This window comes from Amycolatopsis sp. NBC_01488, from assembly GCF_036227105.1.
Taxonomy (GTDB): Bacteria; Actinomycetota; Actinomycetes; order Mycobacteriales; family Pseudonocardiaceae; genus Amycolatopsis.
In genome coordinates, this window is sequence record NZ_CP109434.1 from 3,254,169 (window position 1) to 3,268,010 (window position 13,842).

12 protein-coding genes are annotated in these 13,842 nt (G+C 69.7%); 5 read left to right on the forward strand and 7 right to left on the reverse strand.

Annotation, left to right across the window (positions count from 1 at the left end; genetic code table 11):
* The first annotated feature begins 36 nt into the window (after window positions 1-36).
* Together OG738_RS44665 and OG738_RS15810 are read left to right on the forward strand one after the other, a co-directional pair.
* On the forward strand, window positions 37-1,773 hold the full coding sequence (locus OG738_RS44665) for a DUF3027 domain-containing protein (RefSeq protein ID WP_442875900.1): 1,737 nt from the start codon (window positions 37-39) through the stop codon (window positions 1,771-1,773).
* On the forward strand, window positions 1,754-4,573 hold the full coding sequence (locus tag OG738_RS15810; protein WP_329054716.1) for a sacsin N-terminal ATP-binding-like domain-containing protein: 2,820 nt from the start codon (window positions 1,754-1,756) through the stop codon (window positions 4,571-4,573). The genes OG738_RS44665 and OG738_RS15810 overlap by 20 nt, the downstream gene beginning before the upstream one ends.
* A gap of 21 nt (window positions 4,574-4,594) precedes the next feature.
* Here OG738_RS15810 and OG738_RS15815 read toward each other — a convergent pair whose 3' ends face one another.
* Window positions 4,595-4,822 carry a DUF2530 domain-containing protein gene (locus OG738_RS15815; protein ID WP_086675179.1) on the reverse strand — a complete coding sequence of 76 codons (228 nt, stop codon included), beginning with the start codon at window positions 4,820-4,822 and terminating at the stop codon, window positions 4,595-4,597.
* Window positions 4,823-4,904: 82 nt separating this feature from the next.
* On the opposite strand from OG738_RS15815, the gene OG738_RS15820 reads away from it, so the two are divergent.
* On the forward strand, window positions 4,905-6,374 hold the full coding sequence (locus OG738_RS15820) for an NCS2 family permease (protein WP_329054717.1): 1,470 nt from the start codon (window positions 4,905-4,907) through the stop codon (window positions 6,372-6,374).
* On the opposite strand, the gene OG738_RS15825 is transcribed toward OG738_RS15820, so the two are convergent.
* Window positions 6,375-6,953, reverse strand: coding sequence for a hypothetical protein (locus tag OG738_RS15825; RefSeq protein ID WP_329054718.1), 579 nt, complete (start codon window positions 6,951-6,953; stop codon window positions 6,375-6,377).
* A gap of 101 nt (window positions 6,954-7,054) precedes the next feature.
* On the opposite strand from OG738_RS15825, the gene OG738_RS15830 reads away from it, so the two are divergent.
* Window positions 7,055-7,486: a MarR family winged helix-turn-helix transcriptional regulator gene (locus OG738_RS15830; RefSeq protein WP_086675176.1), complete on the forward strand. Its 432-nt coding sequence runs from the start codon at window positions 7,055-7,057 to the stop codon at window positions 7,484-7,486.
* A 113-nt stretch (window positions 7,487-7,599) separates the two neighbouring features.
* Window positions 7,600-8,856 (forward strand): MFS transporter, encoded by a 1,257-nt coding sequence (locus OG738_RS15835; protein WP_329054721.1) that lies wholly within the window; start codon window positions 7,600-7,602, stop codon window positions 8,854-8,856.
* A gap of 241 nt (window positions 8,857-9,097) precedes the next feature.
* Here the strand turns inward: OG738_RS15835 and OG738_RS15840 are convergent, their stop codons facing one another.
* The 5 genes from OG738_RS15840 to OG738_RS15860 form a co-directional block, all read right to left on the reverse strand.
* Window positions 9,098-9,901, reverse strand: coding sequence for an arylamine N-acetyltransferase family protein (locus OG738_RS15840; RefSeq protein ID WP_329054723.1), 804 nt, complete (start codon window positions 9,899-9,901; stop codon window positions 9,098-9,100).
* Between the two features lie 105 nt (window positions 9,902-10,006).
* Window positions 10,007-10,630, reverse strand: a complete 624-nt coding sequence (locus OG738_RS15845; RefSeq protein WP_329054724.1) for a superoxide dismutase — start codon at window positions 10,628-10,630, stop codon at window positions 10,007-10,009.
* Between the two features lie 197 nt (window positions 10,631-10,827).
* Entirely contained in the window at window positions 10,828-11,487 is a 660-nt protein-coding gene (locus tag OG738_RS15850; RefSeq protein WP_329054726.1) for a biliverdin-producing heme oxygenase, read from the reverse strand.
* Between the two features lie 63 nt (window positions 11,488-11,550).
* Complete coding sequence (locus OG738_RS15855) at window positions 11,551-12,147, reverse strand: TetR/AcrR family transcriptional regulator (protein WP_329054728.1); 597 nt, start codon at window positions 12,145-12,147, stop codon at window positions 11,551-11,553.
* Window positions 12,148-12,163: 16 nt separating this feature from the next.
* Window positions 12,164-13,663, reverse strand: coding sequence for a glutamate-cysteine ligase family protein (locus tag OG738_RS15860; RefSeq protein WP_329054729.1), 1,500 nt, complete (start codon window positions 13,661-13,663; stop codon window positions 12,164-12,166).
* Window positions 13,664-13,842: the final 179 nt, after the last annotated feature.

Consider the following 13,842-nt stretch of genomic DNA (forward strand, 5'->3'; position numbering starts at 1 on the left):
ACGGGCGCCGATGATGCGTGCGGCACAATTGGCCGCATGACGCTGCTGCTGACCCTCGACGACGGTTCCGTGCAGCGCAAGCTCGCCGATGCGGTGGAGTTCGCGCGCGCGGCGGTGCTCGACGAAACGCCCGAGGAGCAGATCGGCACCCACGTGGGTGTCTCGCGTGAGGACGCGGTCACGGCGAGTCACCTCTTCGAGGCCCAGGTGCCGGGTTACCGCGGCTGGCGCTGGTCCGTGACGGTCGCCCTGGCGGGTGACGACGAGCCGGTGACGGTCAGCGAGGTCGTCCTGGTGCCCGGCCCGTCGGCGTTGATCGCCCCGGCGTGGGTCCCGTGGGAGCGCCGGGTCCGCGCGGGCGACCTCGGCGTCGGCGACATCTTCCCGACGGACGAGAACGACCCCCGCCTGGTCCCGGCGTACCTGCAGTCGGACGACCCGTCGGTGGAGGAGGTAGCGCGCGACGCGGGCCTGGGCCGCGTGCACGTGCTGTCCCGCTTCGGCCGCACGGAAGCGGCGACCCGCTGGCACTCCGGCGAGTTCGGCCCCCGGTCGGACATGGCCCGCAGCGCCCCGGACGTGTGCGGGACGTGCGGGTTCTTCGTCCCCCTGGCGGGATCGCTGCGCGGCGTGTTCGGCGTGTGCAGCAACGACATCGCCCCAGCGGACGGCCACGTGGTCGACGTGGAGTACGGGTGCGGAGCCCACTCGGAGGTCGAGGTCGAGGTGACCTCATCGATCCCGGTGGCCGAGCTGGTGTACGACGACTCGCTGTTGGACTTCACCCCATCGGAGGTAGCGGAGACGCCGGCCGCCGAACCGGAGACGGCGATCGCGGAGGCGGACGTCTCACCGGCGGAGGTGGAGCCGGAGGAAGCGGCCGAGTCGGCGGTCTCGCCTGAGCCGACGGATGCGGTTGCGGAGCCCGCGGCGGCTGATCCTGACTCGACGCAGGCCGACGCGGTTGCGGAGCCGGTTGCGGCCGAGCCGGTTGCGGCGGAGCCGATGGATGCAGTTGCCGAGCCGACTGCGGCCGAACCCGGTTCGGCGCAGGCCGACCCGGCTGCCGAGACGATTGTGGCCGAGTCGACCGATGCGGCTGCGGCTGACTCTGACTCGGTGCAGGCGGAGGCGGACGAAGCAGTTGCCGAGACCGAGCCGGGCGCGGTCGATGCTCAGCCGACCTCTGTCCGCGATGAGACTGCCGAGACGCCTGCGGCTCAGGCCGCTCCCGTCGAGGCTGATGTTCCTGAGCCTGCCGAAGCCGAGCCCACCCAGGCAGAGGTGACCGATGCGGTTGTCGAGCCGCGGCAGGCCGAAGATGCTCCGGTGCCCGAGGCGGTCGAGCCCACTCAGGCTGAGGTGACCGATGCCGTCGCCGAGCCGCAGCGGGCCGAGGACGCGTTGGTGCCCGAAGCGGTCGAGCCCGCTCAGGCCGAGGCGCAGGCGGCGGTTGAGGCTGAGGTGCCGGAGGCGGTTCATGCCGATGCGGTCGCTCACGGTGCGGCCACACCCCAGGCAGGTGAGCCTGCAGAGGCTGAGGCGAGTGAGCCGGTCGTGAGTTCGGTGCCCGAACCTGCCGAAGCCGAGCCCACTCAGGCTGAGGTGACCGATGTGGGTGACGTTGAGCTGGGTGCACTGCCCGCCGATGATGTCGGCACCGAGGATGGGGGACCGGTCGCCGCCGCTGGGCGGGGAGAAAGCGTTGAGCCTGCGGTGCGCGACGTGGAGCCGACTCGAGGCGAAGACACCGGTGAGCAGCGGGACCTCTGAGCCGCACGGGGCCGATCCCTTCGGCACCGCGCGGCTCCGTGACTCCACCCTGCGCGCCTGGCAGGACTCGCCCACTCGGCTGATCGAGGACACCAACGTCGAGCGCGACCTGCGCGTCGGCGCCTATCGGGATCGGCTCTTCGTCGAGCTGGCGCAGAACGCCGCCGATGCCGCCATGGCCGCCGGGCGGGCGGGGCGCGTCGAAGTGTCCCTTGTGGACCGGGAACTCAGGTTCGCCAACACCGGTGCTCCGCTCGACGCGCGTGGGGTGGCTTCGCTTGCCTCGCTGAGGGCATCCGGGAAGACCGGGGACACCGTGGGGCGGTTCGGTGTCGGGTTTGCTGCTGTTCGCACCGTTTCCGACGCGCCGAGCGTCCTCTCCGCCAGTGGTGGCGTGGTCTTTTCCGCGGAGCGGACCCGTGCCGCGGCCGGTATCTCGGGGGACGTTCCTGTTCTCCGCCTGCCCTGGCCGGTGGACGGCAATCCGCCGGACGGCTTCGACACCGAGGTCCGGTTGCCGCTCAGGGATGACGTTGACGGGCAGGCTCTTCTCGATCAGCTCGGCGAAGACATCGGCGATCTGCTTCTCGCCTTGCCGTGGCTGGCCGAAGCCGATGTGGACGGTCGCGTTTGGACAAGGAAGACCGACGGCAACGTGGTCGAGATCCGGGGTCCGCAAGGGGAAACGCGATGGCTGACCCATCGCGGTGACGTCGTATGGGCGGTTCCGGTCGACTCAGACGGGATCCCGAAGCCGCTCGACGAGGACGTTCTGCACGCTCCCACACCAACCGACGACGGACTTTCGTTGCCTGCCAGGCTTCTGGCGTCGGTTCCGGTCGAGCCTTCGCGACGTCGCGTGCTGCCCGGGGCCGAGCTGAACGAGGTGCTCGCGAACGCCGCCCGAGAGTATGTGCAGCTGGTTCGGTTGCTGCCGGCCGAACAGCGGTTCGCGCTCGTGCCCGCGCCAGGGTTCCCGAAGTCCACTGTGGACGCGATGCTTCGCGACGAGGTGCTGGCGAACCTCAGTTCCGAGCCGTGGTTGTCCACTCAGGACGGTCGTGAGGTCGCCGGACGGCAGGCGAAGGTGCTCGACGTCGACGTGCCGGGTCTGCCCCAGCTGATCGCCGATGTCGTTCCCGGGCTGATCGACGGCGCGGCACCCGCCAGTGTGCTGAAAGCCGTTGCGGTGCAAGTGATCAGCATCGAAGAGGTGCTGGAAACGCTGACCGGCACGTCCCGCGAGCCAGGCTGGTGGCACGACGTCTACGCGGCCCTGGCGATCGCCGTCGAGTCGCACGCGCTCGCGCGTGAACGGCTGGACGGGCTGCCCGTGCCGCTCTCCGACGGCCGGACGCTGCCCGGGGCGAGAGGGTCTCTGCTCGTCGAAGGCTCCGCCGAGCTGCTCGAACTGCTGTCCGATGTGGACGTCCCGGGGCTGAGGCTGGTGCACCCGGCGGCGTCGCACCCGCTGCTGGAACGCTTGGGGGCCAAGCAGGCCGACGCCCGGGAGCTGCTCAACGCCGACCAGCTGCGGGACGCCGTCGAGCGCAGTGTCGAGGATGTCAAGTCCGGTTTGGACGGTACGACGCTCGCGGGCGCCGTCCTCCGGCTGGTCGCCGACTGCGGGGACGACCCCCCGCGGTGGGTCGGCGCGCTCGCCCTGCCCGCCACCGACACCTGGCGGCGTGCCGACGAACTCGTGCTTCCGTCGTCGCCGCTGCTGGACGTCTTCGACGAAGAGGTCTTCGACGAGGACGGCGCCCTCGACGTCCTCGACGAGGACTTCGCAGAAGACTGGCCGGCCGACACGCTCAAAGCCGCGGGTGTGCTGGACTCGTTCGCGCTGGTCGTCGACGACGAGCCGCACGAGCCCGACCACGACCTGCCGGACGAGGAAGCCTGGTGGGACTCGCTTCCGGAACCGCCGTCGACGCTCCTCGCCGTCCGCGACCTCGACCTCGTCGCGGACGACGCGTGGCCCGCGGCGCTGCGTCTGCTCGCCGCGCGCCCGGAGACGTTGCAGGCCCTGCGCGCGCCCCGAGGGCACGCCGCCTGGTGGATCGCGCAGTACGCCGTGCTCGGCGGGCTCGCCCCGAGCGAATGGCGGCTGCCGGGCGCCGATCTCGCCGGTCTCTACGACGAGGTTCCTGAACTCGGCCTGAGTGAAGAGCTTCTGCGAACGGCCGGCGTGCGGACCGATCTCGAGATGTCCAATGTGGACGAAGTCGAGAACGTCCTGAATCGGCTCGCGGATCCGGATCGGACGATCTCGACCGGGCTGACCACCCGCGCCTACGACGCGGTCGTGGCGTCGGGGTTCGAGCCGCGGCCGCCGGAAGGAGTGCGCGCCGCCGACGGGTCCGTCGTGGACGGTGCGCTGGTGCTCGACGTGCCGTGGGTGGCCGGAGCGCTCGGTCCGGACCAGTACGTCGTCGCGCCCGAGGATCCGGAACGCCTCGCCGACCTGCTCGACCTCCCGCTCGCCAGTACCGAGGAAGCCGCGGTGACCAGCGAAGGCGAGTACGCGCCGTGGGCCGAGCTGCCCGCGCTGAAGCTCGTCGCCGACCAGCTCGGCATCCGGCTGCCCGCGGGCGGCGTCCTCGTGCACGACCCGCTGACCGTGTCGATCCAGGGCGCCGACCACGACGTCCAGTGGTGGTCCGACGGCCGGCTGCACGCGGCCGACACGTCCGAGGGTCTGGCGCGCGCGTTCGCCTGGGCGGCCGGGCGCTGGCCCGACCGGCACCTGATCACGGCGCTGCTCGACGAGCCCTCACCGCGGACGCTGCTCGCGTAAGCGACAAGAAAGTCGAAGGCATCAGAGGCGCTGGGCCGATTTCGAGCCCCGGCGGGCGGCGGCGCGCTGCCAGCCGATGATCGCCAAGCCGACGAACCCGAGCACGAAACCGGACAGCGCCGTCTGCACCCACAGCCCCGAAGTCGTGAAGAAGAGCACCACCAGCGCGACAGCCCAGATCGAGGTGCCTACGATCACCACCGGCGTCAGGTCGGTCAGCTTCTTGGGCAGCTCCGGCGTGTGCCGCAACGAGCCCGTAACCTCCGGTGGATTGATCGGTTCACTCACGTGGTGAAGGGTACTCCGCAGCAGCGACAGAATGGGCAGGCCAATGGCGGAGCAGGAGACGACCCGCGCCGGGACGTCCACACTGGACCGGTTCTTCAAGATCACCGAACGGGGTTCGACCGTGCCGCGCGAGGTGCGCGGCGGCCTGGTCACCTTCGTCACGATGGCCTACATCGTGGTGCTGAACCCGCTGATCATCGGCAGCTTCTCGGCCGGTGACGCGGGCGCGCACAAGGACCTGCTCGGCGGCATCCTGCCCGTGCCGCAGGTCGCCGCGGTGACGGCGCTCGTCGCCGGGGTCATGACCATCCTCATGGGCCTGGTGGCGAACTACCCGTTCGCCATCGCGACCGGCCTCGGCATCAACAGCCTGGTCGCGGTCACCATCGCCCCGCAGATGACCTGGCCCGAGGCGATGGGCTTGGTCGTCATCGAGGGCGTCATCATCGTGGCGCTCGTGCTGACCGGGTTCCGCACCGCGGTGTTCCGGGCGGTGCCGGCGTCGCTGAAGTCCGCGATCGCGGTCGGCATCGGCGTGTTCATCTGCCTGATCGGCCTGGTCGACGCCGGGTTCGTGCGCCGGCTGCCGGACGACGCGCACACCACCGTCCCGGTCGGCCTCGGCATCAACGGCTCGATCGCCTCCTGGCCGACCGCGGTGTTCGTGGTCGGCCTGCTGCTCACCGGCATCCTGGTCGTGCGCAAGGTCAAGGGCGCCATCCTGATCGGCGTGCTGTCGTCGACCGTGCTGGCCATCGTCGTCGAGGCGATCGTCAAGGCCGGGCCGTCGCAGGGCACGAACCCGAAGGGCTGGAACCTCGGCTACCCGGCACTGCCGGACCAGGTCGTCGGCCTGCCGAACCTTTCGCTGGTCGGCGACGTCTCGTTCGGCGCCTGGACGCGGCTGCCGATCATCACCGTCTGCCTGCTGGTGTTCACCCTGGTCTTGGCCGACTTCTTCGACGCGATGGGCACGATGACCGGCCTCGCGAAGGAAGCCGACCTGCTCCCGGCCGACGGGCAGCTGCCCAACGTCGGCAAGGCGCTGTTCGTCGAGGGCCTCGCGGGCGCGGCCGGCGGATTCGGTTCGGCCAGCTCGAACACGGTGTTCGTCGAGTCGGCGGCCGGCATCGCCGAGGGCGCGCGGACCGGCCTGGCCAACATCGTCACCGGCGTGCTGTTCATCGCCGCGATGTTCCTGACCCCGCTCTACCAGGTCGTGCCGGTCGAGGCGGCCGCGCCGGCGCTGGTCGTCGTCGGCGCGATGCTGATGGCGCAGGTCCGCGACATCGACTTCACCGACTACTCGATCGCGCTGCCCGCGTTCCTGACCATCGTCGTGATGCCGTTCACGTACTCGATCGCCAACGGCATCGGCGCCGGCTTCGTCAGCTACGTCGTGATCCGCGCGGCGACCGGCAAGGCGCGGCAGGTGCACCCGCTCATGTGGGTGATCGCGGTGGCCTTCATCGCCTACTTCGCGGTCGGGCCGATCCAGGCGGCGTTCCGCTGATCAGCCGGCGCCGCTGACCCGCAGCGCCGCGTCGAGGACGCCGCGGTTGCGCTCGAACTCGGCGGGCGGTGCCTCGAATCGGATCGTGATGAGGGTTTCACCGACGCCGAGGCCGATCACGGAGACCCGCCGCGGGCTTCCGCCGCCGGGATCGGTGTAGTCCCACTCGGCGGCGTCGTAGTCGGCGATCTGCGGGTGTTCGGTGACCGTGCCGCCGTGGCCGGCGGCCTTGGCCACGGCACGGAGACCGCTCACCGGGTCCTCCTGCTCGAGGGGCACCCGGTCGGTCTCCAGCAGGAGATCGCCGTGGCGGTAGCTCGCGCGGTCCTTGTCTTCGGTGAGGGCCCAGCCGGTCGGGACCGGAATCTCCACGTCGAAGCCGCCCGTCCCGCGGCCGGCTTCGGCCGGGAAGTCGTAGATCTCCTTGGTCTCCTGGTACGGCAACGTGGTCGCGGTCGGCGCGGGAGTCGTCGACGGTGGCGGTGCGGCTGCCTCGTCACCGCCGCCCGCGAACTGCGCCACCACGATCGCCAGGACCGCGGCGCCGACCACGGCCGAGCCCACCAGCTTCTTGTTCACCGAACCCCCAGGTTTCTCTCGAGGAGGGACGCCCGAGGCGCGCGGGAGGTTGCGGTGGAGATCACCCGTGCGGTGGAAGTTTCGTAAGGTATGCTAACTATATGTCCGGCGACACGCACGAACGCTCCTTGGCGAGCCGTCTGCGTCTCGCGGTGGTCCGGCTCAACCGCCGGCTGCGGGCACAGCGCGTCGGGGACGACCTGACGTTGACGCAGGTCGCCGCGCTGTCCACCCTGCACAAGTGCGGTGCGCTGACCCCAGGTCAGCTCGCCGCGAAGGAAGGCGTCCAGCCGCCCTCGATGACGAGGGTGATCGCCGCGCTCGAAGAGATGAAGTTCGTCGAGCGGCGCCCGCACCCGACCGATGGCCGACAGGCCATCGTCGAGCTGTCCGAGAGCGGGCTGGCCTACGTGCAGAAGGCCATTTCCGTGCGGGAGGCGTGGCTGGACCGGCAGTTGGCGGAACTCGGCGACGAAGAGCGTGAAGTGCTCTCGAAAGCCGCCGAAATCATAGACAGGATGGCGGGGAACTAACCACGGTGACGGCCACGGGTAGCGAAACGAAGCGTTCGATCGAGACCACTGCTACCCGGGACACGGCCCCACCGCCGTCCGCTTCACCACCATCCCCTTCCCGGCGCGGCAGCATGTTCGCGTCGCTGCGGGTGCGCAACTACCGGCTCTTCTTCACCGGCCAGGTCATCTCGAACATCGGCACCTGGATGCAGCGCATCGCCCAGGACTGGCTGGTGTTCACCCTCAGCGGCAACAACCCGATCGCCCTCGGCGTCGCCGTCGCGCTGCAGTTCGCGCCGACGCTGTTCCTTTCGCTCTGGGCCGGTGTCCTCGCCGACCGCGTCGACAAGCGGCGCCTCCTCACGTGGATCCAGGCCGCGGCGTGCTCGCAGGCCGTCGTGCTCGGCGTCCTCGACATCACCGGGCTCGTGGCGCTGTGGCAGGTGTACGTCCTGTGCTTCACGCTCGGCATCACGGCGTCGCTCGAAGTGCCGACGCGCCAGTCGTTCGTCGCCGAGATGGTGGGCCGCGACCAGATCGCCAACGCCGTCGCGTTGAACTCGTCGATCTTCAACATGGCGCGGATCGTCGGGCCGGCGATCGCCGGGTTCGCGATCACCTGGATCGGCACCGGCTGGCTGTTCATCGCGAACGCGCTCAGCACCGTCGCGGTGATCACCGGGCTCGTCCTGATGAACCCGGACAAGCTGTTCCGCGTCGCGGCGGTGCCGCGCGAGAAGGGCCAGCTCGCCGAGGGCCTGCGCTACGTCCGGCGGCGCTCGGACCTGATGACGGTGATGGTGCTGGTGCTGTTCGTGAGCACGTTCGGCATCACGTACTTCAGCTCCCTCCCGATCGTGGCCGCGAACGTCTTCCACACCGCGGCCGACGGCTACGGGCTCCTGTCGACGCTGGTCGCGGTGGGGACGTTCACCGGCGCGGTGATGTCCGCCCGCCGCGGCACCAAAGGCCGGCCGCGGGTGCGGCTGATGCTGGTGTCCGCGTTCTTCCTGGGCGTGTTCGAGCTGATCACGGCGTTCATGCCGACGTACCTGACGTTCGGCCTCGGCCTGATCCCGCTCGGCTTCGCCACGATGACGTTCCTCAACACCGCGAACGCACTGGTGCAGACGTCGGTCAGCCCCGAGATGCGCGGCCGCGTCATGGGGCTCTACGTGCTGGTGCTCATCGGCGGCAACCCGATCGGCGGCCCGATGGTCGGGTGGATGGCGCAGGCGTTCGGCGGGCGGTCTCCCTTCTACATCGGCGGGGCGGTTTCGGCTTTGGCTGCGGTCGTGTGTGCGGTGGTGCTGATCCGGCGAGGTGGAGTCTCGTGGCCGGTTCAGCGGGGGTTCGGACTTCGGGTGTTGAAGCGGGAGAAGATCTGACCGCGAGTATCGGTTCGTGTTCATGGCGTGACCGTAGCGGCACGCACCGACAAAAAACGGCGACCTGGGACCCCGATGTCACTCGGAAGGGTGAGATCGGGGTCTCGGCGATGGATCCCTTGCCCGATGAGGTGAGGTTAGGCTAACCTCATACACGTCCGCTTCGTGGTGGGAGCGGCAGTCAGTTCGGGAACGGACGGAGCCCCGGCCCTGGGAACCCCAGGCCGGGGCTTCGTTCACGTCACGGCAGTGTCGGGCTGAGCGCTCCGCTCGTCAAGGGACTCTCACCCGGTGGCGTGGGCAGCCGCGTCAGGGGGATGCCGAAGTAGACGCGGTACGCCGTGCGGATCGCCGCTTCCGTCGACAAAGCGACCTCGGTGCGGACGCCGTCGACCGTCTCGATCAGGCGGTCGCCCGAGAGCGTTACGCGGCCCTGGGAAGTCGGGCGGGAGCACGTCAGGGACTTCGTGAAGTGGGACGCCGGGGACGTCGACTGCCACCACGCCATCGGGACGAAGTCCGACAGCGGCCGCGGCCGGCGCTCGAGGCGGTACTGGGGCTTGCCGTCCAGGAGGACGTCGATGTCGCCGTGGGGAGCGTCCAGGAGGAGGAACTCGCCCTCCGGGTCGGGCTGGGCGTCCACGCCGGACAGTCGCAGCGGGTAGCGGGAGAAGCGGCCGAAACCGACGTCGACCAGCCAGTCCTCGTCCAGGGAAACGACGATCGCGGCGTGGTCCAGAGGTGGGCCGAGAGTGCCGTCCGGGCGGAAGACCTGCGCCGCGTGCAGCGATGCGTCGTACCCCAATGAGCGCAGCAGGGCCGCGAAGAGGCCGTTGAGCTCGTAGCAGAAGCCGCCGCGCCGGCGGCCCACGATCTTGTCGGACAGCGCCTCTTCGGTCAGCTCGACCGGCTCGCCCAGGTGGATGCCCAGGTTCTCGAACGGGACCGTGGTCAGGTGGCGTTCCTGCAGGTGGCGCAGGGTCCTCAGGTCGGCGGCCGCGGGCCGCTCGACACCCAGCCGCGCCAGATACGCGTCAACGTCCATGCCGACCACTCTCACACCTCGACTGCACTCGAGGTCAAGTGAGATTTCACCCGACGACGAAAAACGGGGCCCTCCCGCGAAGGAGGACCCCGTTCGGCGCGACGCTCAGCCGAGCAGCAGGCCGTTGCCGCCCGCGACCGCGTTGTCGAAGCGCTTGGAGATCTCCGCCCAGTTGAAGATGTTCCACAGGGCCTTGACGTAGTCCGGCTTCACGTTCTTGTAGTCCAGGTAGAACGCGTGCTCCCAGACGTCGACCAGCAGGATCGGCACGGTCGGCAGGATCAGGTTGTTGTGGTGGTCGCGCAGCTGCTGGGTGATCAGCGTCTTGCCGATCGGGTCCCAGGAGAGTGCGCCCCAGCCGTTGCCCTGGATCGTGGTCGACACGGCGGTGAACTGCGCCTTGAACTTGTCGAAGGAGCCGAACGCCTCGTCGATCGCCGCGGCCAGCTCGCCGGTCGGCTTGTCGCCACCCTCCGGCGACAGGATCTTCCACCACACGACGTGGTTGGCGTGGCCGGCCAGGTTGAAGGCCAGCGTGGTCTCCAGGCCGACGATCGAGCCGAAGTCGTTCGCTTCGCGGGCGGCTTCGAGCTTGTCGAGCGTGTCGTTCGCGCCCTTGACGTACGTCGCGTGGTGCTTGGTGTGGTGCAACTCGTTGATCTCGCCGGAGATGTGCGGCGCGAGGGCGCCGTAGTCGTAGTCGAGATCGGGCAGCTCGTAGCGGGCCATTGGCCCTCCTTCTGTCTTCGACACAAGTTTCCGGTACCGAACCTAGTAGCACACGCCCCTCCGCGGCGAGCGGGGGCGGGTCGTGGTCACCGCGTGGGACGACCGGTTCGTGAGTGGCGTACCCGAGGGTCCGGCACCCGAAACCGAGCCTGCTACCTGGACTTAACTGGAGGTCAACGAGCTGTGAGAACGATCATTCAGGCGCGGTACTCGTCCAGCCGCGAAGCCAGCTCCTCGAACACCGCGACGTTACACTCGAACGCCACCAGCGTCTCGTCGATCACCCGGGCGCGCTCGGCGTCGTCCCACGGCGCCTCGTCCAGCTTCGCTCGATATGCGTCGCGGAAGCGGGGCGCGCTGCCGATGCCGTCGAAGTGGTAGAAGAGCGTGCCCGCCTCGGCGACGTCGTACTTCTTCTCCAGCAGACGGCGGATCGCCTGGCCGCCCGCGATGTCGCCGAGGTAGCGGGTGTAGTGGTGCGCCACGTACCCGCCTGCCCACGAAGACGCTTCGCCGATGCGCGCGACGTACGCCCGTGTCGAAGCGAGCGGCGAGATCGTCGATCGCCAGTCCGGGCCGACCAGGTGCGCGAGGTCGCGCTCCAGGTGGGGCAGCCGCCGTAGCTCGTCGAAGACGAACTCGCCGCCCACCGGGTCGGCGGCCATGCGGTCGCTGGCCGCCTCGATCGCGCCGTAGACGAAGTAGTACTGGATCGCCAGCTGGGTGTAGCCCTCCTGGGTCAGCTCGCCGCCGAGCAGGGCGCGCATGTACGTCGAGTAGTTCGCCTTCTCGTGCACCTCGAGCGTGGACGCGCGCAGCGTCGCCGAAAAGGGACGGGCGTCCGTGGTCACCGACATGGGCAGGCCTCCCGGCGATCGATCTGACACGCTGTCAGAAAGATCGTAGGGCATCGCCGTGGGTCAGGCCAGGGCACCGACCGCCCGGAGTACGAACCGGACCGCCGCCTCGACGATCTCGTCCAGCTGCTCGGGCGGTCCGTCGACGAGCGTGCGGTTGCCCAGCGCCGCGGTGATCATCGGGATCAGGACGTCCGGGTCCTCGGCCGGCCAGCGCCCCAGGTCGACGCCGCCGGCCAGGATCGCGCGCAGCCGGTCGGTGATCGGGTCGGCGTGCGCGCTGATCCGCCGGTACGCGGCGGGCGCCAGCGCCGACGCGAGCGCCGTGCCCGGCGGCATGTGGAACTCGGCCAGCACGCGCAACTGCAGCCGGACGAAGGTGGCGAGCTGGTCGACGGGGTCGGCCTGGGCTTCGACGGCATCGGTCAGCCGCGTGACGTACTGGGCCGCCTCGTGCTCGACGAACGCGACGAGCAGGCTTTCCTTGTCCGGGAAGTGGTTGTACAGCGCGGTCCGGCCCACCCCGGCCGCCGCGGCGACGCCGGCGAGCGTGATCGCGTCGAAGCCGCGCTCGTAGAGCTGGGCACGCAGCACTTCGAAGACCCGCGTGCGGACCTCGCGCCGGTGCGCCTCCAGCGACGCACCGAGAATCTTCGGCATCGACCCAGGTTAGCGGTCAGTCGCCGAGCTGCCAGGTGTGCACGGGCTCGCCGGACTCCGAAAGCTCCAAGTAGCGACCCAGCATCCGGGACAGCGCCTCTTCCCGGTCCAGGCCGCGTTCCTGCGCACGTACGACGTAGTCCCGCTGCCAGGTCGCCCCGGTCCGCCGCGCGAGGCAGCGGCGCTCGATGATCCCGAGGTAGCGCTCGCGGGCCTCGTCGGACACGTCGGAGCGGCGCAGCCCCTCGTGAGCGAGCGGGAGCAGCACGCGCAGCGCCAGCTCGTCCGGCGGGATCCAGCCGATGCCCGGCCAGTACAGCTGCGCCTCGAAGCCGCGCCGCGCGCCGGCGTAGAGGTTTTCCTCCGCCGCCTGGAAGGACATTTGGCTCCACACCGGGCGTTCCGCCTCGGCCAGCGCGCGCTGGGCACCGTAGAAGAACGCCGCGTTCGCCACCGTGTCGACGACCGTCGGGCCGGCGGGCAGGACGCGGTTTTCGATGCGCAGGTGCGGCAGGCCGTCGACGACGTCGTACACCGGGCGGTTCCAGCGCCAGATGGTGCCGTTGTGCATGCGCAGCTCGGTGAGCTTGGGCGCCTGGCCCGCGTCGAGCGCCTCGATCGGGTCCTCGGCGTCGGTTTCCGGGAGCAGGCCGGGGAAATAGCGGACGTTCTCCTCGAACAGGTCGAAGATCGACGTGATCCAGCGCTCGCCGAACCACACGCGCGGCCGCACGCCCTGGTTCTTCAGCTCCTCCGGCCGGGTGTCGGTCGCCTGCAGGAACAGCGGGATGCGCGTCTCGTGCCAGAGCGCCTTCCCCAGCAGGAACGGCGAATTCGACGCGAGCGCGATCTGCAGCCCGGCCAGGCACTGCGCCGCGTTCCAGTGCGCCGCGAACTCCTCGGGCGCGACCTGGAGGTGCAACTGCACGCTCGTGCAGGCGGCCTCCGGCAGGATCGACTCCGCGTAGCTGCGCAGGCGCTCGGGCTGCTGCCCCGGCAGCGGCGCGCCTTCCATCGCGAGCACCGTGCGTTCGCCGCGCGCGGCGAAGATCTGGTCGTTCAGCGTGGCGTAGCGGGCCTTGTTGGTGAGCCACTTCTGGTCGAAGTGCTCGTGCTTCAACGTCGGCAGGATGCCGATCATCGCCAGCGACGATCCGGTGTCCCGGGCCTTCGACGCCGCCGTGGCGAGGTACGCGCGGAGGTCGTCTTCGAGCTGGAGGGCCGAATCGCCGGCCAGCGGCCGCGGCGGCACGTTCAGCTCGATGTTCTGCTGGCCCAGCTCGGTGGTGAACGACGGGTCGTCGAGCGCTTCGAGCACGGCGGTGTTCGTCATCGACGGGCGCAGCTCGCGGTCGACGAGGTTCAGCTCGACCTCGAGGCCGATGTTCTTGCGGGGGAACGAAAAACTGCCGTCGGTGAGCATGCGGGCCAACGTGTCCAGGCAACGCTGCACCTTGCGGCGGTACCGTCCGCGGTCCAGCGTGTTGAACGGTTGAGCCGCGAGGTCCATCCCCATGACCATCCCTGCTTTGCGTCGGCGTGGAACTAGGACGTGTTTCAGGCCCCGGCGGACAACCGTTTCACAGGCGTTGCACCCGGGCTAGCGGCCAAACTGGTGCTCTCCGTCACGACGAGTTAACAGACAGCAAAAAGAACCCGTTCGCACCACACCCGGCCGGACGTTCGGACCAGTGA

Bases quoted from the DNA above. Each gene is read 5' to 3' on its own strand.
- OG738_RS44665 (WP_442875900.1), top strand. From the start codon at position 37: ATGACGCTGCTGCTGACCCTCGACGACGGTTCCGTGCAGCGCAAGCTC.
- OG738_RS15820 (WP_329054717.1), top strand. From the start codon at position 4,905: ATGGCGGAGCAGGAGACGACCCGCGCCGGGACGTCCACACTGGACCGG.
- OG738_RS15830 (WP_086675176.1), top strand. From the start codon at position 7,055: ATGTCCGGCGACACGCACGAACGCTCCTTGGCGAGCCGTCTGCGTCTC.
- OG738_RS15835 (WP_329054721.1), top strand. From the start codon at position 7,600: ATGTTCGCGTCGCTGCGGGTGCGCAACTACCGGCTCTTCTTCACCGGC.
- OG738_RS15840 (WP_329054723.1), bottom strand. From the start codon at position 9,901: ATGGACGTTGACGCGTATCTGGCGCGGCTGGGTGTCGAGCGGCCCGCG.
- OG738_RS15845 (WP_329054724.1), bottom strand. From the start codon at position 10,630: ATGGCCCGCTACGAGCTGCCCGATCTCGACTACGACTACGGCGCCCTC.
- OG738_RS15850 (WP_329054726.1), bottom strand. From the start codon at position 11,487: ATGTCGGTGACCACGGACGCCCGTCCCTTTTCGGCGACGCTGCGCGCG.
- OG738_RS15855 (WP_329054728.1), bottom strand. From the start codon at position 12,147: ATGCCGAAGATTCTCGGTGCGTCGCTGGAGGCGCACCGGCGCGAGGTC.
- OG738_RS15860 (WP_329054729.1), bottom strand. From the start codon at position 13,663: ATGGGGATGGACCTCGCGGCTCAACCGTTCAACACGCTGGACCGCGGA.